This window comes from Achromobacter xylosoxidans, assembly GCF_014490035.1.
Lineage (GTDB): Bacteria > Pseudomonadota > Gammaproteobacteria > Burkholderiales > Burkholderiaceae_B > Achromobacter > Achromobacter bronchisepticus_A.
Genome location: NZ_CP061008.1, coordinates 4231996 through 4257840 on the forward strand (window position 1 = coordinate 4231996; position 25845 = coordinate 4257840).

Sequence of the window (25845 nt, forward strand, 5' to 3'; positions counted from 1 at the left end):
GCCTGCCTATACCGGCAGGCCGCTAGCGGGTAACAGCCGGAGCTGACATGCCCGCCGCTGCGCCCACTAAACAAATGGACCGCTCATCCGTCTGTGGATCGGGGCATGGGTTTCTTGAGGAGCGGTTCCGTGGATTTGCTGGCAGCGATACGCATCTTTCTCCGCGTGGTGGAACGCGGAACCATCTCGGGCGCGGCCCGAGATCTCGACCTGAGCCAACCGTCAGTGAGCGAACGCATCGACAAGCTGGAGCGTTTCCTCAGTGCCCGCCTCTTGGTGCGCAGTTCGCGCAAACTGAGCTGCACCGCTGAAGGCCGGACGTTCTACGAACAGGGCAAGCAGTTGTTGGAAGCGGCGGAAATGACGATAAATTCAGTATCGTTAAGCAACTTTCAGATACAAGGAAGTTTGAGACTCGCCGTGCCGCAGTGCCTGGGCGAGATCGTGGTTCCCAAAGCCCTGATGAACGTGCGCACGGCCCACCCCGATCTGCACATCGATCTCATGCTGAACGACACCATCGCCGACCCGGTCACCGAAGGCCTCGACATTTCGCTACGCCTGGGCCGTCTCAACGAAAACGGGGGCTACATTGCCTTTCCGCTTGGCTGGGTGGCTCGCAAGCTGGTAGCGGCGCCTTCTTATCTTGCTGCTCACGGCCCAATAGAAGCGCCGGCGGACCTGGCGTCCCATCCGTTCATCCGTTTGAAGGCTATTTTCGCGAACGATCAAGTGCCGCTGGCGCGCGAGAACGGCCCGGTGACCCAGACGCGCATCAAGACCGCCATGACCGTCAGCCACTGGCGCCCCATGTACGATCTGATCCTCGCTGGCGGCGGCATCGGCATCCTGCAGCATCCCGCGTGCGCCAAGGCATTGGCGCAAGGACGCCTCGTCGAACTGCTGGACGGCTATCGCGTGCCGCCGCTTCCGCTCAACGCGCTGCTTCCGCCCCTGCGTCCGATGCCGCAACGCGTGCGGGCGGTCCTGGAACTGCTGAAGCGGGACATTCCGGCGCTGCTCCAGCCCGCGGTTTGAACCGCGCGTCGGTCTCTGCGCCTTGGCGCGCCTTCGGATCATCCAGCTGCAGCCAGATCTTTCAATGACGGATTTTTTTCATCGCCAGCCTGACCGTTTTGCATCTTGCTATACAGCGCCGCGCGCACATTGTTACGCCGTGGTGCAACATTGACGCCTTTCAAAGCCATCTGCTAAAAGCTTCGATATCCGCACGTTAAACGCAATGCCCCAACTGTCGTAGTGAGGTGCTGTGTGCAAAACGAGTCCGATGGCTACACCAAGCCTCAGGAACTTCGAAGTTTCCTGTTCCTGACGGCCGTCATGGCCCCCGTCCTGTCGGTCATCATCGTGGCAGGTTACGGTTTCCTCGTCTGGTTCTATCAGCTGATCGCCGGCCCCCCCGGTAGCTGATGCGACGCGACGGAACCCCTCCCATGTCCGCGCTCCCCCATTCCGCGCCGCCTGCGGCGCCGCCAGAGCTGCATATCGCCAGCATGGTGGTGCACGCCGCGCCGCGCCGCTTGCCCGACGTCCGCCTGGCGATTCTTGCGATCTCCGGAGCGGAAATCCATGGCGCTTCCGACACCGGAAAACTGGTGGTCACCCTGGAAGCCCCCTCCACCGACGACATGATGGCCCGGATCTCCGAGATCCAGCGCCTGGATGGCGTGCTGGCTTCGGCGCTGGTCTACCAGCACGCCGACTCGCTGGACGCGATGAACGAGGAGATTGACGATGGCAATGGCTCGTAGAGACTTCATCAAGCAATCCGCTGCCGCAGCAGCCGCCACCGTGGCCGGCATACCCATCGTCGGCTACACGCAGAACATCGTCACCGAATCCGAGGCCGCCAAGCTCAAGTGGTCCAAGGCGCCCTGTAGGTTCTGCGGGACCGGCTGCGGCGTGAACGTCGCCGTGAAGGACAACCAGGTCGTGGCCACGCACGGCGACTTCAACGCCGAGGTGAACAAGGGCCTGAACTGCGTCAAGGGCTATTTCCTGTCCAAGATCATGTACGGCAACGACCGGCTGACCACGCCGCTCCTGCGCATGAAGGACGGCAAGTACGCCAAGGACGGGGAATTTGCGCCGGTGTCCTGGGACCAGGCCTTCGACGTCATGGCCGAGCAATTCAAGCGCGTGCTGAAGGACAAGGGTCCCGAGGCCGTGGGCATGTTCGGCTCGGGGCAATGGACCATCTGGGAAGGCTACGCCGCGCTCAAGCTGATGAAGGCGGGCTTCCGGACCAACAACCTGGACCCGAACGCACGCCACTGCATGGCCTCGGCGGCGGTGGGCTTCATGCGCACCTTCGGCGCCGACGAACCCATGGGCTGTTACGACGACATCGAGAACGCCGATGCCTTCGTGCTGTGGGGCTCCAACATGGCGGAGATGCACCCCATCCTGTGGACCCGCGTGACCGACCGCCGGCTGTCCGCCCCCAAGACGCGGGTGGTGGTGCTGTCCACCTTCGAGCACCGCTCCTACGAGCTGGCCGACATGGCGCTGACGTTCACGCCGCAGACGGACCTGGCGATCCTGAACTACATCGCCAACCATATCATCCAGACCAAGCGCGTGAACCGCGACTTCGTCGACAAACACACGACGTTCCGCGAAGGCAATACCGACATCGGCTATGGGCTGCGCCCCGACCATCCGCTGCAAAAAGCCGCCAAGAACGCCGGCGATGCCGGCGGCTCCAAACCGATGACTTTCGACGAATTCGCCAAATTCGTCTCCAAGTACGATCTGGACTACACCGCCAAGCTGAGCGGCGTGCCCAAGAAGCAACTGGAGGAACTGGCCGAACTCTATGCCGACCCGAAAGTACGCGTGACCTCTTTCTGGACCATGGGCTTCAACCAGCATACGCGCGGCGTGTGGGCCAACAACATGGCCTACAACATCCATCTGCTGACCGGCAAGATCTCCACCCCGGGCAACAGCCCATTCTCGCTGACCGGCCAACCCTCTGCCTGTGGCACCGCCCGGGAAGTGGGCACGTTCTCGCACCGTCTGCCGGCCGACCTGGTGGTGACCAATCCCAAGCACCGCGCGCACGCCGAGGAAATCTGGCAACTGCCCGACGGCACCATCCCCAGCAAGGTGGGCGCGCATGCCGTCCTGCAGAACCGCATGCTCAAGGATGGCCAGATCAACGCCTACTGGGTGATGGTCAACAACAATATGCAGGCCGCGGCCAACCTGATGAACGAAGGCCTGCCCGGCTACCGCAACCCCGAGAACTTCATCGTGGTCTCGGACGCCTACCCCACGGTCACGACGATATCGGCCGACCTGATCCTGCCCACCGCCATGTGGGTCGAAAAGGAAGGCGCCTACGGCAACGCGGAACGCCGCACCCAGTTCTGGCACCAGCTGGTCAACGCGCCGGGCGAGGCCCGCTCGGACCTGTGGCAGTTGATGGAGTTCTCCAAGCGCTTCAAGGTCGAGGAGGTCTGGCCCGCGGATCTGCTGGCCAAGAAGCCCGAGTACCGGGGCAAGACACTGTTCGACGTGCTGTTCGCCAACGGCAAGGTCAATCGTTACCCCAACACCGAGCGCGACAAGGACTACGCCAACCAGGAAGCCGAGGCTTTCGGCTTCTATGCGCAAAAGGGGTTGTTCGAGGAATACGCCGAATTCGGGCGCGGCCATGGGCATGACCTGGCGCCGTTCGATATCTACCATGAAGTGCGCGGTCTGCGCTGGCCCGTGGTCAAGGGCAAGGAAACGCTGTGGCGCTACCGCGAAGGCAGCGACCCCTACGTGAAGCCGGGCGCCGGCTTCGAGTTCTACGGCAACGCCGACGGCCGCGCGGTGATCTACGCCCTGCCCTATGAACCGCCCGCCGAATCGCCGGACAAGGAATACCCGTTCTGGCTGTCCACCGGACGCGTCCTGGAGCACTGGCATTCCGGCTCGATGACGCGGCGGGTGCCGGAGCTATACCGCGCCTTTCCCAACGCGGTCTGTTTCATGCACCCCGACGACGCCCAGGAAATGGGCCTGCGGCGCGGCGTCGAGGTGGAGGTCGTGTCGCGGCGCGGCAAGATGCGCACGCGCCTGGAGACCCGCGGCCGCGACAAGCCGCCGCGCGGCCTGGTGTTCGTGCCTTGGTTCGACGCCGGCCAGCTGATCAACAAGGTCACGCTGGACGCCACCGATCCGATCTCGTTCCAGACCGACTTCAAGAAGTGCGCGGTCAAGATCGTCAAGGTCTGAAAGGCGAACCGGAGACAGCCATGAACCTACGCGCCCTTACTCTCGCGACATGCGTCATCCTTGGTTCGGCCGCCTGGGCGGCGCCGCCGCTGGAGGTCGAAGACCCCATGCGCGGCCCCACCCCCGTCGCGCAGGAAACCGACCCGCCGCTCATCAGTCCGGTCGAAAACAAGGACATCCGGCGCATGCGCACGTATTCGATGCAGCCGCCCACCATTCCGCACAAGATCGACGGCTACCAGGTCGACAAGGACTTCAACCGCTGCCTGGCCTGTCACGCGCGCGTGAACACCGAGGAGACCCAGGCCCCGCCCCTGAGCGTGACCCACTACATGGACCGCGACAGCAACGTGCTGGCGGAAGTCTCGCCGCGCCGCTACTTCTGTGTGCAGTGCCACGTGCCGCAGACCGAGGCCAAGCCGCTGGTGTCCAATACCTACCAGGACATCGATGTGATCCTCAAGCGCCTGACCGCCCCGGCGCCCGCCAAGAAGTAAGCGACGGAGGCAGCCATGCTCGGACTCATCAAGCGCTACTGGAACATCATCCGACGGCCCAGCGTGCATTTCAGCCTGGGCTTCCTGACGGTCGGCGGATTCATCGGCGGCATCCTGTTCTGGGGCGCCTTCAACACCGCCATGGAACTCACCAACACCGAGAAGTTCTGCACCGGCTGCCACGAGATGCGCGACAACGTGTACGCCGAGTTGAAGGGCACCATCCACTTCACCAACCGCTCCGGCGTGCGGGCGCTGTGCTCGGACTGCCACGTGCCGCACAACTGGACCGACAAGATCGCGCGCAAGATGCAGGCGTCCAAGGAGGTCTGGGGCAAGATCTTCGGCACCATCGACACGCGCGAAAAGTTCGTGGAAAAGCGCCTGGAGCTGGCCCAGCACGAATGGGCGCGCTTCAAGGCCAATGACTCGCTGGAATGCCGCAACTGCCACAACTACGAATACATGGACTTCACGCGCCAGAGTCCGCGCGCGCAGAACATGCATTCGACCTATCTGGCGGACAAGAGCAAGACCTGCATCGACTGCCACAAGGGCATCGCCCACAAGCTGCCCAACATGGGGCCGGGCCCGACCTCCATGGCGCCGGCGCCGGCAGGCCCGGCGAAGGAAGTGGCGCATGCGGCCCGCTGACGCGCCGCCGCCCATGCTTTGCGCGCGCGGCCTGGCCAGCCGCCGCGGATGTTCCGCGCCCGTGGATTTCGAGCTGCATGGCGGCCAGTTGCTGCACGTGCGCGGCGCCAACGGCAGCGGCAAGACCAGCCTGCTGCGCATGTTGGCCGGCCTGCTGCGGCCGCTGGCGGGCAGCGTGCTGTGGCGCGGCGACGATGCGCGCCGCGATGCCGCCGGCTACCGCGCCTGCATGGCCTACCTGGGACACGGCAACGGCCTGTGCGGCGAACTGAGCGCCGCCGAGAACCTGCGCTACGCCCTGCACGTCGCCGGCACGCCGCAGGCCGAAGCTCGGTTATCGGGCACCCTGCGCGCATGGCGCCTGGAATCCTGTGCCGACATGCCCGCCCTGCGCCTGTCCCAGGGACAGGGCCGGCGGCTGGCGCTGGCGGCGGTCGTGCTCGGCGCCAAGCCCCTGTGGCTGCTGGATGAACCCGACGCCGGCCTGGACGCGGCCAGCCTGGAGCAGCTGCGCCTGGCGCTGGAAGCCCACCTCGCGGCCGGCGGCGCCGCCGTGCTCGCTTCGCACCGCGAACCCGGCACCGCCGCCACGCATACCCAAACCCTGAACATGGATGACTACGCGGATGCTGGCTACGCTGTCGCAGTTGGCATTGCGTGAAATCCGTTTGGCCTGGAGACGGCCCGCGGACACGCTGGGCGCCACCCTGTTCTTCATCGTGGCCGGCACGCTGTTCCCCCTGGCGGTCGGCCCCGACCCCGCGCTGCTGCTGGCCATCGGACCGGGCGTGCTGTGGGTCTGCGCCCTGCTCGGCATCCTGCTGACGCTGAACCGGCCTTTCGCCCAGGACTACGACAACGGCGCGCTGGAACAGCTGCTGGTGTCGCCGCACCCGCTGCCGCTGCTGGTGGGCGCCAAGCTGGCGGCGCACTGGTTCAGCAGCTGCCTGCCCCTGATCCTGGCCAGCCCGGTGCTGGCGCTGCAGTTCGGCCTGTCGCCGCAGGCCATCGGCATCCTGGTCCTGTCGCTGCTGCTGGGCACGCCGACGCTGGCGCTGGTGGGCGGGCTGGGCGCGGCGCTGACGCTGGGCCTGCGCGGCGGCGCCCTGCTGCCGCTGCTGGTGCTGCCGCTGTACGTGCCGGTGCTGATCTTCGGCGCGGGCGCGGTGTCGGCCTCGCACGCGGGCATGGGCGCCGGACCGCAATTGTCATTGCTGGGCGCATGCCTGTGCCTGGCCATCCTGTTGTGCCCCTGGAGCGCCTCGGCGGCGCTGCGCGTGGCGCTGGACTGAGGACGCCATGCACAAGCACCCTGCCCTGAACGCATATCCGCCCGCCGCGGCAGCCGGCGCGGGCTGGCTGCGATACGCCTCGCCCGCCGCGTTCTATCCGCTGGCCGGCCGCATGATTCCATGGCTGGCGCTGGGCGCCGCGCTGTTCGCGGCCGCGGGCCTGTACGTGGGGCTGGCGGTCGCGCCCACCGACAGCCAGCAGGGCGAGGTCTACCGCATCCTCTTCATCCACGTCGGGGCGGCATGGATGTCGATGTTCCTGTACCTGGTCATGGCGCTGTACGCGGCCCTGGGACTGATCTTCAACACCCGCCTGTCGTTCATGATGATGCGGGCGCTGGCCCCCACCGGCGCGTTGTTCACCTTCCTGACCCTGTGGACCGGCGCGCTGTGGGGCAAGCCGACCTGGGGCGCCTGGTGGGTCTGGGACGCCCGGCTCACCTCCGAACTGATACTGCTGTTCCTGTACCTGGGCTTCATGGCCTTGCAGGCGGCCGCTGCCGACGACGCGCAGCGGGCCGACCGCGGCGGCGCCATCCTGGTGCTGGCGGGCGTGATCAACGTGCCCATCATCTATTTTTCGGTGCGCTGGTGGAGCACGCTGCACCAGGGCGCGTCGATCAACCTCACCACCGCGCCCAGCATGGCCCACATCATGGTGACCGCAATGCTGCTGATGGTGGCGGCGTTCTGGCTCTACAGCGCGGCGGCGGCGCTGGCGCGTGTGCGCGGCATCATTGCCGAACGCGAGCCGGGCGCGGTCCGGGCGGACAGGACGCGGCGGGAGGCGGCATGAGCTGGGACGCGCTGTTCTCGCTGCAAGGCCACAGCCCCTATCTGCTGGGCGCGTATGGCGTGACGCTGGCGCTGATCGGCCTGGAAGCGTTGGTGCTGTGGCGGCGCAGCCGCGTCCGGCGCGCGGCGCAGGCTGCCGCCCGCGTGGACGGGACGGCGCCATGAGCCCGCGCAAGCGCCGCGCGCTCGCCATCGTGGGCGGCCTGGGCCTGTTGGCCGCAGCCGCCGCGCTGGTGCTCAACGCCCTGCAATCCAACCTGGTGTTCTTCTTCAGCCCTACCCAGGTGGTGGCGCAGGAAGCGCCCGCCAACGGCAGCTTCCGCGTCGGCGGCCTGGTGGAGCAAGGCTCGCTGCGCCGCGAGGCCGACGGCCTGACGCTGCGCTTCGTGGTGACGGACACCGCGCACACCGTGCCGGTCACGTATCAGGGCCTGCTGCCCGACCTGTTCCGCGAGGGCAAGGGCGTGGTGGTGGCCGGCAAGCTGGGACCAGACGGCGTGTTCCGCGCGACCGAGGTGCTGGCCAAGCACGACGAAAACTACATGCCGCCCGAGGCCGCCGATGCGATCAAGCGCGCTGGCGCCGGGCCTAACGCCATGCGCGCGGAGGCGCAATGATTCCCGAGATCGGCCTGTTCAGCCTGATCCTGGCGCTGCTGGTGGCGCTGGCGCAGGGCGTGCTGCCGCTGGTGGGCGCCGCCACCGGCTGGCAAGCGGGGTTGCGGGTGGCGCGGCCCGCCGCCATCGGCCAGTTCGGCTTGACCACCGTGGCCATAGGCTGCCTGGCCTGGGCGTTCCTGGACAACGATTTTTCCGTGCTGTACGTGGCCGCCAACTCCCACGCGGACCTGCCGGCCGCCTACCGCTTCGCGGCCGTCTGGGGCGGACATGAAGGATCGCTGCTGTTGTGGCTTTACCTCTTGACCGCCTGGACCCTGGCCGTGGCGCTGTGCAGCCGCCGCCTGCCCCTGCCCTTCGTCGGCCGCGTGCTGGCGGTGATGGGCTGGATCAGCGTGGGCTTCCTGCTGTTCCTGCTGTTCCTGTCCAACCCCTTCGAACGCCTGATGCCGCCCGCCATGGCCGGCCGCGACCTGAATCCGCTGTTGCAGGATCCCGGCATGATCGTGCATCCGCCCATGCTGTACATGGGCTACGTGGGCTTTTCGGTGGCCTTCGCCTTCGCCATCGCGGCGTTGCTGTCGGGCGAGCTGGACGCCATGTGGGCGCGCTGGGTACGCCCCTGGACGCTGGCGGCCTGGACCTTCCTGACCATAGGCATCCTCCTGGGCAGCGCCTGGGCCTATTACGTGCTGGGCTGGGGCGGCTGGTGGTTTTGGGATCCGGTGGAAAACGCCTCCTTCATGCCCTGGCTGGCTGGCACCGCGCTGATCCATTCCCTCATCGTCACGGAGAGGCGCGGCGCCTTCCGCAGCTGGACCGTGCTGCTGGCGATCTGCACGTTTTCGCTCAGTATCCTGGGCACGTTCCTGGTCCGCTCAGGCGTGCTGACTTCCGTCCATGCCTTCGCCGTGGACCCGGGCCGCGGACTGTACATACTGGGATTCATGCTGGTGATCGTGGGCGGATCGCTGGCGCTCTATGCCTGGCGCGCGCCCACGGTGGGCCTGGGCGGAGGATTCTCGCTGCTGTCGCGCGAATCCCTGCTGCTATCCAACAATGTGGTGCTGACCGTGGCGGCGGGATCGGTGCTGCTGGGCACGCTCTACCCGGTGGTGCTGGACGTGCTGGAGTGGGGCAAGATCTCCATCGGTCCGCCCTATTTCGAAGCCGTATTCGTGCCGCTGATGACGCCTGCCATCTTCCTGATGGGCGTCGGTCCGGCGGCGCGCTGGAAACAGGCCGAGCTGCCCGACCTGGGCCGCCGCCTGCGCATCGCCTTCGCGGTCAGCGTGGCCACGGCCGTGCTGCTGCCACTGGCCATGCCGGGCCCGGCGCGGCTGGGCTCGCCCATGGTGATGCTGGGCCTGTGGCTGGCCGCGTGGTCGGTCGCCAGCGCCGCCGCGCACGCCTGGCAGCGTCTGACGGACGGCGACGGCAACTGGCTGCGCCGCTTGGGGCGCCAGCCGCGCTCCTGGTACGGCATGCTGCTGGCACACGCGGGCATGGGTGTCTTCATCGCCGGGGTCACGCTGGCCAATGGCTATGAGGTCAAGCAGGAGCTGCGGATGGAGCTGGGCGCCACCCAGGAAGCCGGCGGCTACGCCTTCACCTTCGCCAGCATCGCCCCGGCTGCCGGGCCGAACTACAGCGCGCAGCGCGCCGTGTTCCCGGTGACCCGCGACGGCAAGCCGGTGCTCACCCTGTATCCGGAAAAGCGCCTCTACACGGTGCAGGACATGGCGCTGAGCCAGGCCGACATCGACAGCGGCTTCACCCGCGACCTGTTCGTGGCGCTGGGCGAACCGGTGGGCGACAAGGCCTGGACGGTGCGCCTGCAGGTCAAGCCCTTCATGACCTGGATCTGGACGGGCTGCATCCTGATGGCGCTGGGCGGCCTGCTTGCGGCCGGCGACAAGCGCTACCGCCGCGCGCAGGAGCCGGCGCGCGCGCCGCAGCCCACCATGCCCGGGGCCGCGCGGCCCACGCGGGAGGGCGCCTGATGCTGCGCTACCTGGTGCCGCTGGCCGCTTTCCTGGCGATGGCCGTGTTCCTGGCGATGGGCCTGTCGCGCGATCCGCGCGCGGTGCCCTCGGCCATGATAGACAAGCCCGCCCCCGCCATCGGCCTGCCCGTGCTGCTGGACCCCGGCAGGAAACTGGAAGTGCAATCGCTGCGCGGCCAGGTCTGGCTGCTGAATGTGTGGGCGTCCTGGTGCGGGCCGTGCAAGGACGAACTGCCGGTGCTGCGCGAAGCCGCCCGGCGCCACGGCATTCCGCTGTATGGCTTGAACTACAAGGACAAGCCGGAAGAAGCCGAAGCCTGGCTGGCGCGCAACGGCAACCCCTACATCGCGTCCGCCAGCGACATCGATGGCCGCGTCGGCATCGAATATGGCGTCTACGGCGTGCCCGAGACCTTCGTGATCGACCGCGACGGCCGTATCCGCTACAAGCAGTTGGGCCTGATCACGCCGGAGATCTGGCGCGACCGCATCCAGCCCGCCATCGAGGCGCTGCAATGAAACGGCCCGCCGCCCTGCCTTGCCGCTTGTTGCGGACCGCCCTGCGCGCCTTGCTGCTGGCGCTGGCCTTGACCGCTGCCGCGCGCGCCCAGGTCCACGCCGGCGCCGCGCAGCCCTTGCCCCCTGTCCTGGAACAACGCGCCGACAAGCTGGCCCACGGACTGCGCTGCCTGGTATGCCAGAACCAGACCCTGGCCGAGTCGAACGCGCCGTTGGCCCAGGACATGCGCAAGCTGATCCGCGATCAATTGGCCGAAGGCCGCAGCGACGCGCAGATCATGCGCTTCTTCGAAGACCGCTATGGCGACTTCGTGCGCTACGACCCGCCCTTCAAACCCATCACCTGGCTGCTATGGCTGGGGCCGTTCGCGCTGCTGGCGTTGGGCTTCGTGGTGCTGGTGCGCACCTTGAAGCGCCGCGCCGGCGCGCGCGCGCCCCTGACCGCCGACGAACGCGCGCGCGCGGCGCGCTTCCTGGATACCGGCTCATGACCGCACTCTGGATCATCGTGGTGCTCCTGCTGCTGGCGACCCTGCTCTGCCTGATTCCGCCCTTGCTGCGGCGCGCGCCCGCCGCACAACCCGCGTCCGAGGCCAATGTGCGCGCGTTCTATCTGGCGCAGCGCGAGCAATTGCGGCGGGACATGGACAACGGCAGCCTCACTGCCGCCGCCGGTATGCGCGCGGAGGAAGAGCTGCAGCGCGACCTGTTGCAGGACCTGGACTTGCGGCGCGGCCGCGGCGCGCCCTGGGCTGGACAACGCGCCGGGATCACCGCCGCCTGCCTGCTGACCGTGCTGATTCCGGTGGCGGCCGTGCTGCTGTACGGCCAATTGGGCAACCCGCGCGCGGCGGCCAGCGCCAGCGCGGGCCAACCCGCCGAACCGCATGCGGCGGACGCCGGCAACGACATGACGCTGGCCATCAATGCCCTGGCCCAGCGGCTGCGGACCGCGCCCGATGACGCCGACGGCTGGTACATGCTGGCGCGTTCGTATGAAACCCTGGGACGCTATACCGATGCGGTAGCGGCTTACCAACAGGTGCTGCGATTGGTTCCTGGCCAGCCCGCGGTACTGGCCGACCTGGCCGACGCGCTGCTATCGGCCAACCAGGGCAACCCCGACGACGCCTCCATCGCGGCGGTGGCGCAAGCCCTGGCCGCGCAGCCGGACCAACCCAAGGCCCTGGCCTTGGCCGGCATGATGGCGTTGCGCCGCGGCGACGCGGCCGAGGCGCTGGCGCATTGGGAACGGCTGCAGGCACAGTTGCCGCCGGACTCGGAAGCCGCGCGCCAGATCCAGTCCAACATCGCGCAGGCGCGCACCATGGCGGGCGCGCCTGCCAGTGCAACTGCCACGGCCTCGGCCCCCGGATCCACCCCCGTCTCGGCGTCGGCTCCTGCCGCTGGCGCAGCGCCTACGCCCGCAGTCACCGCCGCCCGCATCAGCGGACGCGCCAGCATCGCCGACGCGCTGCGCGGCCGGGTCCAGCCCTCCGATACCGTGTTCATCCTGGCGCGTCCCGAGGAGGGATCGCGCATGCCGCTGGCCATCCTGCGCATGCAGGTCTCGGACCTGCCGCGGGATTTCGTGCTGGACGATAGCAGCGCCATGTCGCCGGATGCGACCTTGTCGCGTGCCAGCAAGGTGCGCGTGGAGATCCGCGTCAGCAAGTCCGGCACGGCGGCCGCGCGGGCGGGCGACCTGGGCGGCGCGCTATCCGGCATCGGCGTCCATGCGGAAGGACTGACGCTGGTGGCCGATACCGTCGTACCCTGAGGCTCACGATACCGGCCGCCTGCGCCCTCAGACCCGCTCGATCCGCGCCGGCAGCCCCTGGCGCACCGCCGCGCCGGACACCCAATCGATCCAGACGTTGGCATGCTCGCCGCGCGTGGCGTCGCCGAATCCCAGGTCGTTCAGGTTCACGCCCGCGGCCAGCGCCGGATCGTGCGCCATGGGCTTGCCATCCACCACGTGGGCGCGCGCGCCCAGCTCGGTGTGGCCGTAGCCGTGCTCGATGCCCACCGCGCCCGGCTGGATGCCGTCGCGCAGCAGCGCCAGCCCGGTCACCGCGCCGCCCGGCGTCACGATGCGCACCGCATCGCCGTTGCGGATGCCCAGGCGTTCGCCGTCCTGCCGGTTGATCGACACCGGGTTGTGCGGATGCACCTGGCGCAGGCGGTTCACGCCGATGGACATGGAGCTCATCAGGTTGGATTTGAACGAGCTGAGCAGGAAGGGCCAGTCCTGCCGCGTGTATTGCGCGCGCATATCACTGCCGTCGGCCAGCCGCGTCGGGTACCAGGTCGGACAGCCGCTATAGCGCTCGCCCGTCATGGAATGGCGAAAGCCCGCCAGTTCCTCGCTCCAGACCTGCAGCGGCTTGGCGTAGGCGGCGCGCGTCTGACGCGTCCCGCCCTCTTCCACCCAGGCGTCCTGCATCTTGTCGAAGCGCCCGCCGCGGCTCATCACCATGGCCACCTGGCGCCATTCGCCCGGCTTGAGCTTCTGCTGCAACAACGGACCGTAGCGGTCCACGCCGGTGAGCGCCATGTCGTCATCGCTGGCCTCCGGCACCGGCTTGCCGGCCGCGAAGGCGATGTTGGCGATGCCGCGCAGGAAGAAGTCCTCCGGCGTGTCCAGCGCGTACTTGACGCCGTCCTTGTCGGAGATGGCGCCCGCGCCGAAGCCCGGCATGCCCAGCCGCTTGGCGCAGGCGATCAGGAAGGTTTCCAGGCAGACCGGCTCGCCCGTGGCCGTGCGGGCCACGCGCGGCTGCACGGCAGGCCAGCGCACGGTGGACGCCTTGGCCACCACGTCCGCCCAGGGCGCCGAGACGCCCCAGCTTTCGTAGGTCACCGTGTCCGGCACGATGTAGTCGGCCAACGCGTTGGTCTCGTTGATGAAGGGGTTGATCGATACCGACAGCGGCAAGAGGCGCGGATCCTTCATCTTGTCGATGATGACGCTCTTCAGGCCGGCGATGCCGTAGATCGGGTTGCTCATGTGGTTGAACCAGACCTTGGCATGGTACGGATAGCCCGCCAGCGCGGACGCCAGCATTTCCGAGCTGAGCCCGCCGGTGGCCGGATACCAGGGCGCTGCGGCCGGATAGGCCGGCTGGCCGGCGGCCTTCTTGCGCTTGAACTCGCTGGACTTCTCGTACGGAAAACGGTTGCGCGACAGGCCCACGCCCTTGGGCGTGGCGCGGTTGGCGAAGCCGGCGATGTCGTAGCGCGGCCCCTGCCCGTAGGGCGGGAACGGGCCGGCATCCAGCACCAGGCCGCCTTCGACGTTGAGGTTGCCCACCAGCGTGTTCAGCATGGCGATGGCATAGGCCGTATAGAAACCCGAGCCACTCATGGTGCCGCCGTGCGCGTCGGCTACGGCGCGCTTGCCGTAGCTGGTGAAACGCTCGGCCAGCGACGCGATCTTGGCGGCCGGCACGCCGCTCAGTTCCGCGTATTCGTCCAGCGTCTTGCGGCGCGCTTCCTCGCGCAGCAGCGACAGCGAACTGCGCACGCGCAGCGCTTGCGGCGCGCCGTCCATGCCGGGCGCGGCGACCGTGTCGTCCACGAACAGCGTGGCGGGCGCGGCCGCGGTGTGCGGCGCCAGCGTGCCGTCTTCGAGGCGCACGACGTACGCGTCTTCCCACTTCTCGCCGGCATCGGCCGGGCGCGGCCAGCCCAGGTCGGCGCCGCGCAGGAAACTGCCCAGACGCGGATGGCCGGGTTCCGCCACCACCAGATGGGTGGCGTTGGTCCAGGCCGCCTCGCCCGCGGCCTTCATGGCCGCGGGGCCGGGCTGCGCCAGCGCGCGGGCATCGTAGCGCTCGTTATCCAGGATCCAGCGGATCAGGCCCATGGCCAGGCCCAGGTCGCCGGCCGGATTGACCGGCACCCATTCATTGCCCGATCCGGCCGACAGGCTGGACGAGGCCGGCAGCATCGGCGACACGACCACGTAGGTGAAACCAGTCTCTTCCGGCCGCACGCGGGCCTCGGCCAATTGGCGGGCCTGGCGCTGGAACGGGTTGCCGGCCTGCGCCGGGGCCGCGCCGATGAACAGGCCGAAGCGCGCATTGTCCCAGTCCGGCTTGCCGTGGGGCATGCCCTTCAGATCGCCCAGCGCCGCGCCCGCTCCCACGCGGAAGCTCTGGCCGCAATAGGAACCGTGGTTGCTGAAATTGACCGTGCCGAACGATTGCCCGGCAAAGCGCTGGATCAGCGGGGTGCGGCCTTCGTTGGATGCATCGGTGAACAGGAACTGGTTGACCTTGGCGCCGTACTCGGGATTCTGCGGGTCCAGCGGCGTTTCGCGGTCGAAGATGGCGCGCAGGCCGTCCACCTGGCCTTCGCCGAACAGATCGCCGCCTTCGCAGACTTCCTGCACCAGCTGTTCGAACGAGATCGTCTGCCACTTGCCCTCGCCGCGCTTGCCCACGCGCTTGAGCGGCTGCAGCACGCGGAACGGGCTGTTCATCTGCTCCAGCATGGCCGAACCGCGCGCGCAGGACGTGGCGCGCCCTTCCAGGCCGTTGTCGCCGCCCAGTTGCGCGTAGACCTCGCGCACCGGCGCTTCCATCGCGGCCGGCCGGGTCGTGGCCAGCGGATGGTAGGGGTTGCCGGCCACGCGCAGGATGCGGTTTTCCTGCGTATCCACGCGCAGGCGCACGCCGCACTGGGTCCAGCAGCCCAGGCAGCTGGAGGGGCTGACCGTCTGGCCCGGCTGCGCGCTGAGCACGCCGGTCAAGGGATCGATGCGGAATTCCGGCGTCAGCGAATTGCCGCGCACGGCATGCGCCGTGGGCACGCCCGCCGTGCCTTGCGCCAGGCCCTTCACGGCCCGGACCACGGTCTCGCCGTAGCCCGCCGCGAACGCCGCCATGCCGCCGGCGACCACGCCGCCGCGCACCATCATCTTGCGCCGCGCCTCGTCGCGCGGTTGATCGGCGGCCTCGTCCGGCGGGGCGCCGCGCTTGTCGTCTTCGTGTTGCTTGTCCATTGCTTTCATTCCATGTTCTTTCGTCTAGGACCTGTGCACACACAGGCCCAGGCGGCGGCGCTCAGGCCGCCAGGCCGCGCGTGCGCGCCGGAAACAGCTCCAAGGCGTAGGTCACGGCGGCGATCAGCGCCACGCACAGGCCCAGCACGCCCACCATGCCCAGCAGTCCATCGCTGCCCCAGGGCATGTCGTACAGATAGAGGCCGGCGCCGTACTTCGGCACGCCCTGCACGCTCATGAAGACCACCCAGCGGAAGATCCACGCGGCCGCCAGCATGGTCAGCGCCAGCGCGGCTGAAGGCAGCGGCGCGGCCAGCGTGCGCGCCGGACGCTGCAACAGCGCGATCATGCAGAAGCCGGTCGCCACCGCACCCGCCAGGCTGACGCGCCAGATCGGAAACTCCGCGAACAGCCGCAGCGCGGCGTCGAACGAAGGGTCCATGCCCAAGAGGCCCAGCAGCGCCCAGGCGCCGGCGCCCAGCGCCATCATCACCACCGCGGTCACGCTCAGGCTGCGCAACAGTTCCACCGGCATGGCCTGCGTACCGCCGCGCAGCCAGCGGCCCACCAGGAACATGGCCCCCAACGCGCCCAGCCAGGCGGTCAACGCGAAGTTCACCGGCAGGAACACCGTGTGCCACAACGGCCGCGAACGCAGCACCATCACTTCCGCGCCGGTATAGACCAGGATGGACAGCGCCGACACCGCCAGCGCCATGCCCAGCACGCGCACCCAGCCGATGCGGCCCCACCACCAGGCGGCGCAGAACAGCAGCGCCAGGGTCACGAACACCGGCAGCAGCAAGGCGCCCAGCCACATCCAGGACCAGGGCGTGACATGCGCGTAGAAGTGCCAGAAGCGGCCCGGCTGGTGCAAGTCCGCCAACAGCGACACGGGCGCGGCGATGGCGCTGACCAGCAGCACCGTCACGGCCGCGGGCAGCAGGCGGCGGGCAGGCGAGCCCGCGCTGCCAAAGGCCGCAAAGGCGGCGGTCAGCGCGGTGGTGGCGCTGATGCCGATGAGGAAGAAGTACTGCACGGCCCACGGCAGCCAGGCGGCGTCGTAGACCGGCGTCAACAATTCAGAGATCTGCATGCTCATCCCCTTTAATGGCTCAATGGCCGCCAGCCAGCCGCACGCCGGCCTGGCCGTCGACCTGATGGACGAACGCATCGGGCAGGCCGATGTAATAGACGTGGGGATCGGTCTTCATTTCGGGCTTGAGCACCTTGATGTCCTGCTTGTGCTCGACCAGCAGCCTGGAAATCGCGCTGTCGGGATCGTTCATGTCGCCGATGACGCGCGCGCCGCCCACGCAGCTTTCCACGCAGGCCGGCAGCAGCCCCGCTTCCAGGCGGTGCTCGCAGAAGGTGCATTTGTCGGCGGTCTGCGTTTCGTGGTTGATGAAGCGGGCGTCGTAGGGACAGGCCTGCACGCAATAGGCGCAGCCCACGCAGCGCTCGTTGTCGACCAGCACGATGCCGTCTTCGCGCTGGAAGGTGGCCTGCACCGGACAGACCGGCACGCAAGGCGGGTTGTCGCAGTGGTTGCACAGGCGCGGCAGCATCACCATGGAGGCGGGGCCGCCGGCGTCGGGCAGGACTTCGTATTGCAGGACGGTGGTGCGGAACTGCCCGATGGGAGGCAGGTTCTCCATGGAACAGCTGACCGTACAGGACTGGCAGCCGATGCACTTGCGCATGTCCACGACCATGCCGTAGCGCTTGCCCGCCATGCCGGGGCGGCGCGGCGGCTGGCCGTTGATGCCGGCGGCCTCGGCGCGGATGGGTATGACGGTGGCCGCGGCCCCCAACCCCAATAAGCCCTTCAGGAAGCCACGTTTACCCGGCAGTGGCGGTTCCGGGGGGCTGGCGGGGGTACTCATAGTGCTTCTCCAAGCGTTAATTCTGTTACGGGAATTAACTTATCACTTGGAGTTATATAGAGGCTTGATAAGTATCAAACCGGGGACGGATAAGTGTAAACCCGGAGCCGGTCTGCGGCCCAACCCGTCAATCCTCGATCTTGAGCGCCCGGCCCCAGGCAGCCAACTTGTGCTCGAACGACGCCGCCGCATGCGCCGGGCTGGTCGACGGCAGGTCCATGTATTCCAACGGGACGGCCAGCCCGGGCAGCACGTGGCGCCGGTACAGCGCCGCGGCCTTGGCGCCGTTGAAGCAGACCCGGACGATGCCGGGGTGGCGTTCCAGGAATGCGGCGAAGTCGTTGGCGACCAGGGTGTCGCCACGGATATCGGCGTCCAGGCTGCCGGGACGCTCGCAGGCTTGCAGCACGTCCCACAAGGCGACGCCGGCGGCTTGCAGGGCCTGCAAACGCTGCGCATAGTCCAGGCCGGGATCGAAGCCGAAGACGCTGGCCGCGATGGGCCAGAAGGCGTTGCGCGGATGCGCGTAATAGCGGCCCTGCCGCAGCGATGCCACGCCAGGCATCGAACCCAGCACCAGCACGCGCGCGCCCGCCCCCGCCACCGGGGCAAAGCCTTGGACCTGATCGTTGTTGCCGCCCGCCTGGGCCGTATTCATGCCGTCTTCCATGACCGAAGGATACGCCAGCCGCGAGTTCCGGCCCCACTGTCCGATTCATGGAACAGTGCTTATCAATGCCGGGGACTACCGCCGAAGAGGTGGCGCCCTTATCTTATTAATCATGACGAACGGCCCCGATGGGGCCGCGCAACAGGAAATACGACCATGAAGAAGATCCTCGGATTGCATGCCAGCCCCCGTCCCCACTGGGTGGGCGACGGCTTCCCGGTGCGCTCCATGTTCTCCTACAACGACAAAGGCAAGAACACCAGCCCGTTCCTGCTGCTGGACTACGCCGGACCGGCGCAGTTCGAGCCGGCCGAGCATCCGCGCGGCGTCGGGCAGCATCCGCACCGCGGCTTTGAAACCGTGACCATCGTCTATAGCGGCGAAGTCGAGCACCGCGATTCCACCGGCAACGGCGGCGTCATCGGTCCCGGCGACGTGCAATGGATGACGGCGGCCTCCGGCATCCTGCATGAGGAATTCCATTCCCACGCCTTCACCCGCAAGGGCGGCGAGCTGGAAATGGTGCAGCTCTGGGTCAACCTGCCCGCCAAGGACAAGATGGCGCCGGCCGGCTACCAGGGCATCCTCGACGCGGACATCCCGGCGGTGGAACTGCCTGACGGCGCGGGCACGCTGCGCGTGATCGCGGGCAATTACGCGGGCCACGCGGGACCGGCGCGCACCTTCACGCCGATGGACGTGTGGGACGTGAGGCTGGCCGCCGGCAAGTCGGCGACCTTCCCCGTCGCCGAGGGCCGCAACAGCATGCTGGTGGTGCTGCGCGGCACGGTGCTGGTCAACGGCGAAACCGTGGCGCGCGATGCGCAGCTGGCGCTGTTCTCCCTGGAGGGCGAGGACATCACCGTCGAAGCCAACAACGACGCGGTGTTCCTGGTGTTGAGCGGCGAGCCCATCGACGAGCCAGTGGTCGGCTACGGCCCCTTCGTGATGAACACGCAGGCGGAGATCGTTGAAGCGATCCAGGACTTCAACGCCGGCCGCTACGGCAAGATGCACTGAGGCAACCGGGCCGGCTGGCCTCTCGTCCCGCGCAACGGGACGGGAGGCTAGGACCGGCCCTGCTCTCGCGCGCCCCGCCGCAAGCGGCCCAGCCTGAGGCCGTCGCGGATGTTCAATCCGATCAGCGTCAGGTTGGCCGCGCCTGCCGCCAGCTCCACCGCCTGCACCCCGTAGAACACCCCATCCAGCAAGCCCGCCTGCGCGCGCAGCGCCAGGAACACCGCCGCGGGAACCAGAATCAGCAAACCATTGGCCGCGATGAAAGGCATGCGTTTGCGCTTGGCCAACAGCAGCGGATGCCTGCCCTTGCCGCCCATCAGGAAACCGCTGGCGGCGGTCAGCATCATGACGGGCACGAAACCCAACAGCGCATACGCGATGGCAAGCTTGACCTGAGCCACCGCGGACGCGGTCAGGAACAGTTCGGACACCACCGTCGAAATCCAGAACGCCGCCAGAAACAGCAGCGTCGACATGGCGGCAGCGGCATGGATTCTATGTTTCATGACCTTGCTCCCCGTGCGCGGGAACGTGCGCGGCCAGCAGGCCCGCCAGCACCCTCCCCGCCGTTTCCAGTTCAGCGGCGCTGAAGCCGCCGGCCAGTTGGCGCGCGCGCTCCTTCCAGCGCGCGTCGATGGCGCCATAGACGCGCCGCCCCTCATCGGTCAGCCGGTACAGCGGCGAGCGCTTGTGTTGCGGATTGGGGCGGACCTCCACCAGTTGCGCCTCGGACAGCAGGTTGAGCTGCTTCTGCGCGCCCTGGCGCGTCACGCCCATGGCGGCGGCGACCTGCGGCGCGCTCAGAGGCTGTCCCGCCAACGCCAGGGCGCCCAGCATCTGCCAGCGCGCGCTGGTCAGCGCCTGCGGCGCGACGAAGGCATCGCCCCAATCGAGCAGCGCGCCGTTCAACTGGAACAAGGTCAGGATCACCCCGGTGAGCCGTTCTTCCTTGGTTGGATTCATTGCTGGCCTCCCGGTCTTTCGGTTTAATTGACAACCAGTTTCCAATAATGGAAACTGGTTGTCAATATAAATCTGGACTGTTTTTCTGCGCACACCGGACAGCCGCCGCAAAAAACGGATAGCGCCCCCTGCCTCTGGACGGGTTTTCCACCAGTCCGCCCTGTCCGGCGCAGCTTTACTATCAAAGCCTTCAAGGCCCCGGCAGTGGAGTTTCCCCATGCTCGACACGATGCAGTCCGCCACCAGCACGACTTGGCCGCCGGCCGCGCCGCGGATCGAGTCGGTCCTGGGCCTGCCGGCGCAGCAATTGTTCGCCTCCGGCGATCTGGACGAAGCCCGTTCCATGGTCGGCCGCGTCATGCGTCCGCACCACCTGGGCGTGGTCGGCGCGCTGCAGCGCCTGGACGCCCGCATGCACCACCAGCCGCTGGGCGAGGTCTCGCTGAACCGCCTGCGCTACGGCGCCAACGTCGAGATCCGTCCCGGTCCGCTGGAGGACTTCTTCCTGGTGCAGATGCCGCTGTCGGGCTGCGCCCGCATCAGCAGCGGCCCCCAGCAGCTGGATTCGACGCCCGAGGTCGCCTCGGTCGTCAGCCCGGACGACGACCTGGCCATGCGCTGGGCCGACGACAACGACCAGTTCATGCTGCGCGTGGGCCGTTCGCTGCTGGAACGCACGCTGGTGGGCCATCTGGGCTGTGCGCTGGACCGGCCGCTACGTTTCCAACTGGGATTCCGCTGGCGCGAATGTCCCGCCTGGCGCTGCCTGATGAGCTATCTGCTGGACTGCTCGACGCAGCATGCCAACCTGGCCGAGCACAAGCTCATCGTGCACCAGATGGAACAGCTGGTCGCCGCCACCCTGCTGTCGGCCCAGCCCCATAACTATGCCGGCGCCCTGCCCGGCCGCCGCGGCGCGGTGCTGCCGCGCCACGTGCGCAGCGTCCAGGATTACCTGCAGGCGCACGCGCACGAACCCGTCAGCGCCGAACAGCTGGCGCGCATCGCCGGCGTCAGCGTGCGCAGCCTGTACGCGGGATTCAAGGAATTCCTGGGCGTGAGTCCCATGCACTACCTGCGCGACCTGCGCATGGAGCGCGCGCACGCCGAGCTGGTCTCGGGCGAAAGCCGCAACATCGCCGGCGTGGCGCTGCGCTGGGGCTTCGCGCACATGGGGCGCTTCAGCGCCGGATATAAGGAACGCTACGGCGTAAGTCCAAGTCAGAGCCTGCGGCGGCGCGGGTGAAGCGGCGCCGCTTCAGGGTCGGGCTGGCGCGGCCGGCTTGGCCTTGGCAGAGGCATCCTGTGCCATGACCTCACGCGCGAGCTGATTGATCTTGGGAGCGGCCTTCATGGCGCCGTCCTTGTGCTTTGTCAGGAACTGACGCGCGTAGTGCCGTTCAAGCTCGCAAGGATTCGGATTCTTGCCCGTGAAACCCACGGAGGCGTCTATCAACTTGCCCGCATGCGCCTGCTCGGCAAGGACCCGCTTGCGCATGGCCTGGATTTTTTCCGCCGCGTCCTTGCGCCCTTCCTGGGAATTCAAGCGCTGGGAGAGCCTGGCGCGCAGCGCGGCCGGGTCCGTCGGCGCGCGGGCCAGGTCCATGCCCAGGCTCGCTTGCGCCAGGGCCATGGCCACCATCCCCTGGACCTCCGGCCCGTCTGCCGGGTACAGCTTGCAAGCGGCAATGAAACCCATGTGCGCGACCGCCTTGTCGCCCAGCCACTCCTGACCGCCATCGCTCCCCATCGGAAAACCCAACGAGTCGCGCATCGGCTCCTGCACTTCAAAACTGCTGCCCGTGTTCTGTGCCGCGGCAAAGCCGCCGCACAAGCAAAGCGCCAGCGCCGAAATTGTTCTTTTCATCATGTTCCCCGTGCGCATCTGCTGCGCGAATCCCCAAGCCGCATGCTATTCCAACATCGGGCGGATTGATGCGTGAAGCCCGAAGCCCCCATGCGGGAGCGGACTTGCAGTTGCATCCCAACAACGCGTGCTTGGCTGGTTTGCGGGCCTCTATGGCGCGGAGCCCGTGTTTCCACGAAACTCGCGCAGAAGAAAGTCCGCCGGTCCGGCGCAGCCCCTGCAAGGAAACGCGATGAAAACACTGAAAAGCAGTCTTCTTCTTTGCGTGTCGCTGGTCATGAGCCCAGCATCTGCCGGGGAGGATGCCGAGATGAAGGCGTTCGAGGCTTCGAGTGACGCCTTGCGCTCGGGCGAGGCAAACGCCAAGGCCAGGCGCGCGGCCGTGGATGGCTTGTCACCCCGCCTGCAGAAACTCTCGCAAGGCCAGCGGGCCGCCTCGCACATCGCAGCTGCTGGCGCCTGCGCCATCGAGGTTCCAAGCGCGGACCTCGATAAACTGTCGTCGCTGGCAACGGCGGAAGCGATCCTGGACAAGCCGCTCTCTCAGGCGCCCCTGGATGGAAGAAAGCTTGCGCTCCTGACGATGGATGCCGTGGGCACCGAAGTAGCGGTCGCGGCGGCAAACAAGCGTCAAGTACGTCTGGGAAAATTGGCTCAGGCCGAGCGTGACTGGGTCTCCCGGATACGGGTCGAGGTAAAAAAGATCAATCCCAAAGGCGAACCCAGCGACTGCCGCTATCTACGCGCGCAGATCGATGACCTGCTGGAAAAAGCCGAAAGCGACGACTCGCTGGTCAAGGCCGAAGTCATCCTGTTGGCCGTAGCGGAGATCGAACGGCGGAACAGGTCTGCACGCTGAACGCCCCGGGCCTACGGCTGTTCAATCCACGGCGCCATCGCCTCGTCCCGGCTCCAGTGACGCCAGCCGTACCGGTAAGCGTGCTGCAAATAGGGTCCGCGCAGGATGCGAGGCTCACTGTCCGTGGCCTGTTCCGTGCCGAGCAAGTGCAGAACCTGGGCCCAGTCCGCCAGCCCGCCCCGGACGCCGCGCAATGCCGCATCCGCAAGCCGTCCGGCCTCTTCGACAGATTCCGCCCGCACCAGGAAGCAGGTATCCGCACCATCCGGACCACCTGTGTACGGGTCCTCGGATTCGTTGCCCCAGCGTATCGCTTCGTACAGATTCATGTCCCTGCCCCGTCCCGTCGACAGCGCAACGATACCAGCAGAACAGCCCTGCAGAGATCGACAGCCAGGGCCTTCCAGTGCAGCCGCCAGGCCTAGAACGGTATCCCCAGCTTCACATACAACTGCGCCCCTTCGGGCCGGTTCTTGACCTTGAAATCCTGCTGCCACTTGGCCGTGAACAACCAGCCCTTTTCATTCATGTACCGCACCGAAGGGCCGACGCCGAAAGCCCGGGCGCGACCGGCGGCGCTGTTGGGACCGCTGTCGTCCGTGACCTGCTGGAAGGCGTAGCCGCCCACCCCCAGCACCCAGCCCTTGCCCACGCCCCAGCCCAGCGCGTAGTCGGCGTGCAGGGCCTGGCCCGAGCGCGTGTCGGTGGCGGAATTGGTGAAGTTGAAGTCGTACATGACTTTCAGGTCGGCGTTGAAACCGTCCGGACTGATGCGGCTCAATGCGAACACCGGCTGCGCGGTCCAGTAGTTCTTGCCCAGGCTGGACGGGTCCTTGCGGTCGTACTCGCCGGTGGGTGCGTACATGTCCAGCCCCACTACGTAATGCAGGCTTTCGGACGGGTGATAACCCAGCGCCACGCCCAGCGTCATGTCGCCCAGGCCGGTGCTGCGGTTGCGCTGTCCGGCCGCCTTGGCGGTCACGTCCAGCAGCGGCGCGATTGCATGGAAGGCCAGCTGTCCGCCCATGACCTGCTGTTGCGTGACCCAGATCAGGCGCGGGGCCAGCACGTTGACGTCCACCTTGAAGCCGGGCACCGGCACGCGCTGGCCGTCATTGCCGCGCAGCGTGTCGTAGCGCGCCCCGCCGGCATAGACCAGCATGTGCACGCCCGGCGGCGGCAGCGCGCCCGACATGAAGTTTTCCAGGCCGTCCGGGTAGATGCCCAGGCCGCCGCCCTCGGTGGCCTGGGCCCCCGCGCTGGCCAGCGCCAATGCCAAGGCGCTGGCCAGCCGCCGGAGTTTCAGGTGTCCGTTCATGTTCCCCTCCTGCCTATTTGTTGTGCGACGAGATAGCCGGAGCCGCCGCCGAGGCCGGGGCCCGGGTGGGTGGCGGCGCCGATGTGAAAGAGATTGCGCAGCGGCGTGCGGTGGCCGCGCGCGCCCTGGCCGCCGGCAAAGGGCCGCAGCCAGAAGAACTGGTCGGGCGAACACACGCCCGAGTAGGGATCGCCGCCCACCAGATTGCAGTTCAGCCCTTCCAGGTCCGCCGGCGAGTACGCGCGCCGGCCGACGATGCGCCGCGCCAGGCCTGGCATCACGCGCTCCATGCGCGCCTGCACCCGGTCGGCCATCGCCTCGCGCAAGGCCTCGTTCCAGCGGCCGTCGGCGGGCGCGGCCAGCTCGCCCGCGGCATCGCCCTTGATCCGCGCCGGCAGTTCCTGCATCTGCACCCACAGGATCCAGCCGCCGGGCGGCGCGCGCGTGGGGTCGACCGCGACGGGCTGGCCGATGGCCAGGGTGGGACGCGCGGGCAGCAGGCCGTTGTTGGCCTCGGTCACCGAGGCGCAGACCTGCTCCATGCTCTCGGTCAGGTGCACCAGCGGCACGTGGCGCAACTCCGGCGTCAGCCAGTCCGGCGGCGCGTTCAGCGCAAAATGGATCTGCATGCCGCCGCGGCCGTGGCGATAGCCGGCGGCGCGTTCGCGCACGGCGGGTGGCGCATCGGGCAGCAACTGTCCGTACAACTGGCCGGGCGTCACGTTGCAGACCACGGCTTCTGTCGCGCGATACTCGCGTCCACCCGCCAGCACGCCCACCGCGCGGCGCCGCTTGCCCTGGCCGCTAGTGATGACGCGTTCGACCTCGATGCCAGTCTGCCAGTGGCCGCCGTGCCGTTCGATGACGGCGGCCAGCGCGTCCACCACGCCGCTGCCGCCGCCCTTGACCACCGGCATGCCGCCGGCCACCACCGCGGCGAAAGTCAGCTTGCCGATCAGCGCGGAACAGGCGTCGTCCGGACCCAGGCCGGTGTGCAGCACCCAGGGCGCGATCAGCGCGCGCGCGGCATCCGACTGCAGCGCGCGTTCGGACCAGCGGCGAAAGCTCTCCATCGAGTCGGCGGCAAAGGCCGCCAGGCCGTCCATGCCGCGCTTGCGCCATTCGCCGAACAGCAGTTTGAGCATGCCCGCGCCGTAGGGGTTCTGCCCCAGCAGGCCGAAGGTCAGCGCCGCGTCCTCGCCGAACAGGCGCTGCGCCATCGCGCCGAAGGCCGCGCCGTCGCCGGGCGCCCAGGCATCCAGCCGCCGCGCGCTGTCCGCCACGTCCTGCTTCAAGGCCAGGCCCGAACCGTCGGGCAGCACCAACCCGGTGGCGTACTCGCCCTGCATGAATTCCAGCCCGGCCTCGTGCAGCGCGGGCTTGAGCGCCGCGTAGGCCGGGCTGCCCATGAACAGCGGATACCAGCAGGACAGCACGTCGTGGCGGTAGCCGGGGAACAGCTCCTCGGTGCGGATGCAGCCGCCCAGCCTGTCGTTGCGTTCCAGCACCAGCACGGACTTGCCGCGCTGCGCCAGCAAGGCGGCGCAGACCAGCGAATTCATGCCGCTGCCGACGATGATGACCTGCGCCTCTGACTCCAGGGGCATGATGCGCTCCGATGAAA

The 25845-nt window shown here is 67.9% G+C and carries 29 protein-coding genes; 18 read left to right on the forward strand and 11 right to left on the reverse strand.

Annotated features, from left to right (window positions below):
- Nucleotides 1-129 precede the first annotated feature (129 nt).
- Nucleotides 130-1038, forward strand: a complete 909-nt coding sequence (locus IAG39_RS19625) for a LysR family transcriptional regulator (protein WP_118933980.1) — start codon at nt 130-132, stop codon at nt 1036-1038.
- A gap of 38 nt (nt 1039-1076) precedes the next feature.
- Here IAG39_RS19625 and IAG39_RS31620 read toward each other — a convergent pair whose 3' ends face one another.
- The gene (locus tag IAG39_RS31620; protein ID WP_262422090.1) at nt 1077-1202 is read right to left on the reverse strand and encodes a hypothetical protein; all 126 of its coding nucleotides are present in this window, start codon (nt 1200-1202) and stop codon (nt 1077-1079) included.
- A 70-nt stretch (nt 1203-1272) separates the two neighbouring features.
- Between IAG39_RS31620 and napE the strand changes: the two genes are divergently transcribed.
- The 14 genes from napE to ccmI are packed head-to-tail and all read left to right on the forward strand — an operon-like array spanning nt 1273 to nt 12410.
- Nucleotides 1273-1431 (forward strand): periplasmic nitrate reductase, NapE protein, encoded by a 159-nt coding sequence (napE, locus tag IAG39_RS19630; RefSeq protein WP_013393095.1) that lies wholly within the window; start codon nt 1273-1275, stop codon nt 1429-1431.
- 23 nt (nt 1432-1454) lie between these two features.
- Nucleotides 1455-1772 (forward strand): chaperone NapD, encoded by a 318-nt coding sequence (locus IAG39_RS19635; RefSeq protein WP_059379386.1) that lies wholly within the window; start codon nt 1455-1457, stop codon nt 1770-1772.
- Complete coding sequence (gene napA, locus IAG39_RS19640) at nt 1756-4251, forward strand: periplasmic nitrate reductase subunit alpha (RefSeq protein WP_118933958.1); 2496 nt, start codon at nt 1756-1758, stop codon at nt 4249-4251. Before IAG39_RS19635 ends, napA begins: the two co-directional genes overlap by 17 nt.
- Before the next feature lie 20 nt (nt 4252-4271).
- Nucleotides 4272-4748 carry a nitrate reductase cytochrome c-type subunit gene (locus IAG39_RS19645; protein WP_059379384.1) on the forward strand — a complete coding sequence of 159 codons (477 nt, stop codon included), beginning with the start codon at nt 4272-4274 and terminating at the stop codon, nt 4746-4748.
- A gap of 15 nt (nt 4749-4763) precedes the next feature.
- On the forward strand, nt 4764-5402 hold the full coding sequence (locus IAG39_RS19650; protein WP_059379383.1) for a cytochrome c3 family protein: 639 nt from the start codon (nt 4764-4766) through the stop codon (nt 5400-5402).
- Entirely contained in the window at nt 5389-6063 is a 675-nt protein-coding gene (gene ccmA / locus IAG39_RS19655) for a heme ABC exporter ATP-binding protein CcmA (protein ID WP_118933959.1), read from the forward strand. Before IAG39_RS19650 ends, ccmA begins: the two co-directional genes overlap by 14 nt.
- Entirely contained in the window at nt 6029-6694 is a 666-nt protein-coding gene (gene ccmB, locus IAG39_RS19660; protein ID WP_013393089.1) for a heme exporter protein CcmB, read from the forward strand. The genes ccmA and ccmB overlap by 35 nt, the downstream gene beginning before the upstream one ends.
- A 7-nt stretch (nt 6695-6701) precedes the next feature.
- The gene (gene ccmC, locus IAG39_RS19665; protein ID WP_118933960.1) at nt 6702-7490 is read left to right on the forward strand and encodes a heme ABC transporter permease CcmC; all 789 of its coding nucleotides are present in this window, start codon (nt 6702-6704) and stop codon (nt 7488-7490) included.
- Nucleotides 7487-7654 carry a heme exporter protein CcmD gene (gene ccmD / locus IAG39_RS19670; protein ID WP_118933961.1) on the forward strand — a complete coding sequence of 56 codons (168 nt, stop codon included), beginning with the start codon at nt 7487-7489 and terminating at the stop codon, nt 7652-7654. The genes ccmC and ccmD overlap by 4 nt, the downstream gene beginning before the upstream one ends.
- Nucleotides 7651-8106: a cytochrome c maturation protein CcmE gene (gene ccmE, locus IAG39_RS19675; RefSeq protein WP_059379380.1), complete on the forward strand. Its 456-nt coding sequence runs from the start codon at nt 7651-7653 to the stop codon at nt 8104-8106. Before ccmD ends, ccmE begins: the two co-directional genes overlap by 4 nt.
- Nucleotides 8103-10109 carry a heme lyase CcmF/NrfE family subunit gene (locus tag IAG39_RS19680; RefSeq protein ID WP_118933962.1) on the forward strand — a complete coding sequence of 669 codons (2007 nt, stop codon included), beginning with the start codon at nt 8103-8105 and terminating at the stop codon, nt 10107-10109. The genes ccmE and IAG39_RS19680 overlap by 4 nt, the downstream gene beginning before the upstream one ends.
- Nucleotides 10109-10630 (forward strand): DsbE family thiol:disulfide interchange protein, encoded by a 522-nt coding sequence (locus tag IAG39_RS19685; RefSeq protein ID WP_059379378.1) that lies wholly within the window; start codon nt 10109-10111, stop codon nt 10628-10630. The genes IAG39_RS19680 and IAG39_RS19685 overlap by 1 nt, the downstream gene beginning before the upstream one ends.
- Complete coding sequence (locus IAG39_RS19690; RefSeq protein WP_118933963.1) at nt 10627-11121, forward strand: cytochrome c-type biogenesis protein; 495 nt, start codon at nt 10627-10629, stop codon at nt 11119-11121. Before IAG39_RS19685 ends, IAG39_RS19690 begins: the two co-directional genes overlap by 4 nt.
- Nucleotides 11118-12410: a c-type cytochrome biogenesis protein CcmI gene (gene ccmI, locus IAG39_RS19695; protein ID WP_118933964.1), complete on the forward strand. Its 1293-nt coding sequence runs from the start codon at nt 11118-11120 to the stop codon at nt 12408-12410. The genes IAG39_RS19690 and ccmI overlap by 4 nt, the downstream gene beginning before the upstream one ends.
- A gap of 27 nt (nt 12411-12437) precedes the next feature.
- Here the strand turns inward: ccmI and IAG39_RS19700 are convergent, their stop codons facing one another.
- The 4 genes from IAG39_RS19700 to IAG39_RS19715 form a co-directional block, all read right to left on the reverse strand.
- Nucleotides 12438-15638: a tetrathionate reductase subunit A gene (locus tag IAG39_RS19700; RefSeq protein WP_165867928.1), complete on the reverse strand. Its 3201-nt coding sequence runs from the start codon at nt 15636-15638 to the stop codon at nt 12438-12440.
- 61 nt (nt 15639-15699) lie between these two features.
- Complete coding sequence (nrfD, locus tag IAG39_RS19705) at nt 15700-16734, reverse strand: NrfD/PsrC family molybdoenzyme membrane anchor subunit (RefSeq protein WP_059379390.1); 1035 nt, start codon at nt 16732-16734, stop codon at nt 15700-15702.
- Between the two features lie 19 nt (nt 16735-16753).
- Entirely contained in the window at nt 16754-17524 is a 771-nt protein-coding gene (gene dsrO / locus IAG39_RS19710; protein WP_059379375.1) for a sulfate reduction electron transfer complex DsrMKJOP subunit DsrO, read from the reverse strand.
- Between the two features lie 127 nt (nt 17525-17651).
- Nucleotides 17652-18182: a DNA-deoxyinosine glycosylase gene (locus IAG39_RS19715; RefSeq protein ID WP_118933982.1), complete on the reverse strand. Its 531-nt coding sequence runs from the start codon at nt 18180-18182 to the stop codon at nt 17652-17654.
- Nucleotides 18183-18350: 168 nt separating this feature from the next.
- On the opposite strand from IAG39_RS19715, the gene IAG39_RS19720 reads away from it, so the two are divergent.
- The gene (locus tag IAG39_RS19720) at nt 18351-19214 is read left to right on the forward strand and encodes a pirin family protein (RefSeq protein ID WP_118933965.1); all 864 of its coding nucleotides are present in this window, start codon (nt 18351-18353) and stop codon (nt 19212-19214) included.
- A 47-nt stretch (nt 19215-19261) separates the two neighbouring features.
- On the opposite strand, the gene IAG39_RS19725 is transcribed toward IAG39_RS19720, so the two are convergent.
- Both IAG39_RS19725 and IAG39_RS19730 read right to left on the reverse strand, forming a co-directional pair.
- On the reverse strand, nt 19262-19720 hold the full coding sequence (locus IAG39_RS19725) for a hypothetical protein (RefSeq protein WP_118933966.1): 459 nt from the start codon (nt 19718-19720) through the stop codon (nt 19262-19264).
- A complete protein-coding gene (locus IAG39_RS19730; protein ID WP_118933967.1) occupies nt 19710-20177 on the reverse strand; it encodes a MarR family winged helix-turn-helix transcriptional regulator in 468 nt (155 codons plus the stop codon). The genes IAG39_RS19725 and IAG39_RS19730 overlap by 11 nt, the downstream gene beginning before the upstream one ends.
- Before the next feature lie 217 nt (nt 20178-20394).
- Here IAG39_RS19730 and IAG39_RS19735 point away from each other — a divergent pair, with 217 nt between their 5' ends.
- Nucleotides 20395-21423 carry an AraC family transcriptional regulator gene (locus tag IAG39_RS19735; RefSeq protein WP_118933968.1) on the forward strand — a complete coding sequence of 343 codons (1029 nt, stop codon included), beginning with the start codon at nt 20395-20397 and terminating at the stop codon, nt 21421-21423.
- A 12-nt stretch (nt 21424-21435) separates the two neighbouring features.
- Here the strand turns inward: IAG39_RS19735 and IAG39_RS19740 are convergent, their stop codons facing one another.
- Nucleotides 21436-22047, reverse strand: a complete 612-nt coding sequence (locus tag IAG39_RS19740) for a hypothetical protein (protein ID WP_124260392.1) — start codon at nt 22045-22047, stop codon at nt 21436-21438.
- 229 nt (nt 22048-22276) lie between these two features.
- Here IAG39_RS19740 and IAG39_RS19745 point away from each other — a divergent pair, with 229 nt between their 5' ends.
- Nucleotides 22277-22903 (forward strand): hypothetical protein, encoded by a 627-nt coding sequence (locus IAG39_RS19745; protein WP_118933970.1) that lies wholly within the window; start codon nt 22277-22279, stop codon nt 22901-22903.
- A gap of 11 nt (nt 22904-22914) precedes the next feature.
- Here the strand turns inward: IAG39_RS19745 and IAG39_RS19750 are convergent, their stop codons facing one another.
- The 3 genes from IAG39_RS19750 to IAG39_RS19760 all read right to left on the reverse strand — a co-directional run bounded on the left by IAG39_RS19750 (nt 22915) and on the right by IAG39_RS19760 (nt 25828).
- Nucleotides 22915-23232, reverse strand: coding sequence for a hypothetical protein (locus IAG39_RS19750; protein ID WP_118933971.1), 318 nt, complete (start codon nt 23230-23232; stop codon nt 22915-22917).
- A 92-nt stretch (nt 23233-23324) separates the two neighbouring features.
- The gene (locus IAG39_RS19755) at nt 23325-24221 is read right to left on the reverse strand and encodes a transporter (protein WP_059379365.1); all 897 of its coding nucleotides are present in this window, start codon (nt 24219-24221) and stop codon (nt 23325-23327) included.
- Nucleotides 24218-25828, reverse strand: a complete 1611-nt coding sequence (locus IAG39_RS19760) for a phytoene desaturase family protein (protein ID WP_118933972.1) — start codon at nt 25826-25828, stop codon at nt 24218-24220. Before IAG39_RS19760 ends, IAG39_RS19755 begins: the two co-directional genes overlap by 4 nt.
- Nucleotides 25829-25845: the final 17 nt, after the last annotated feature.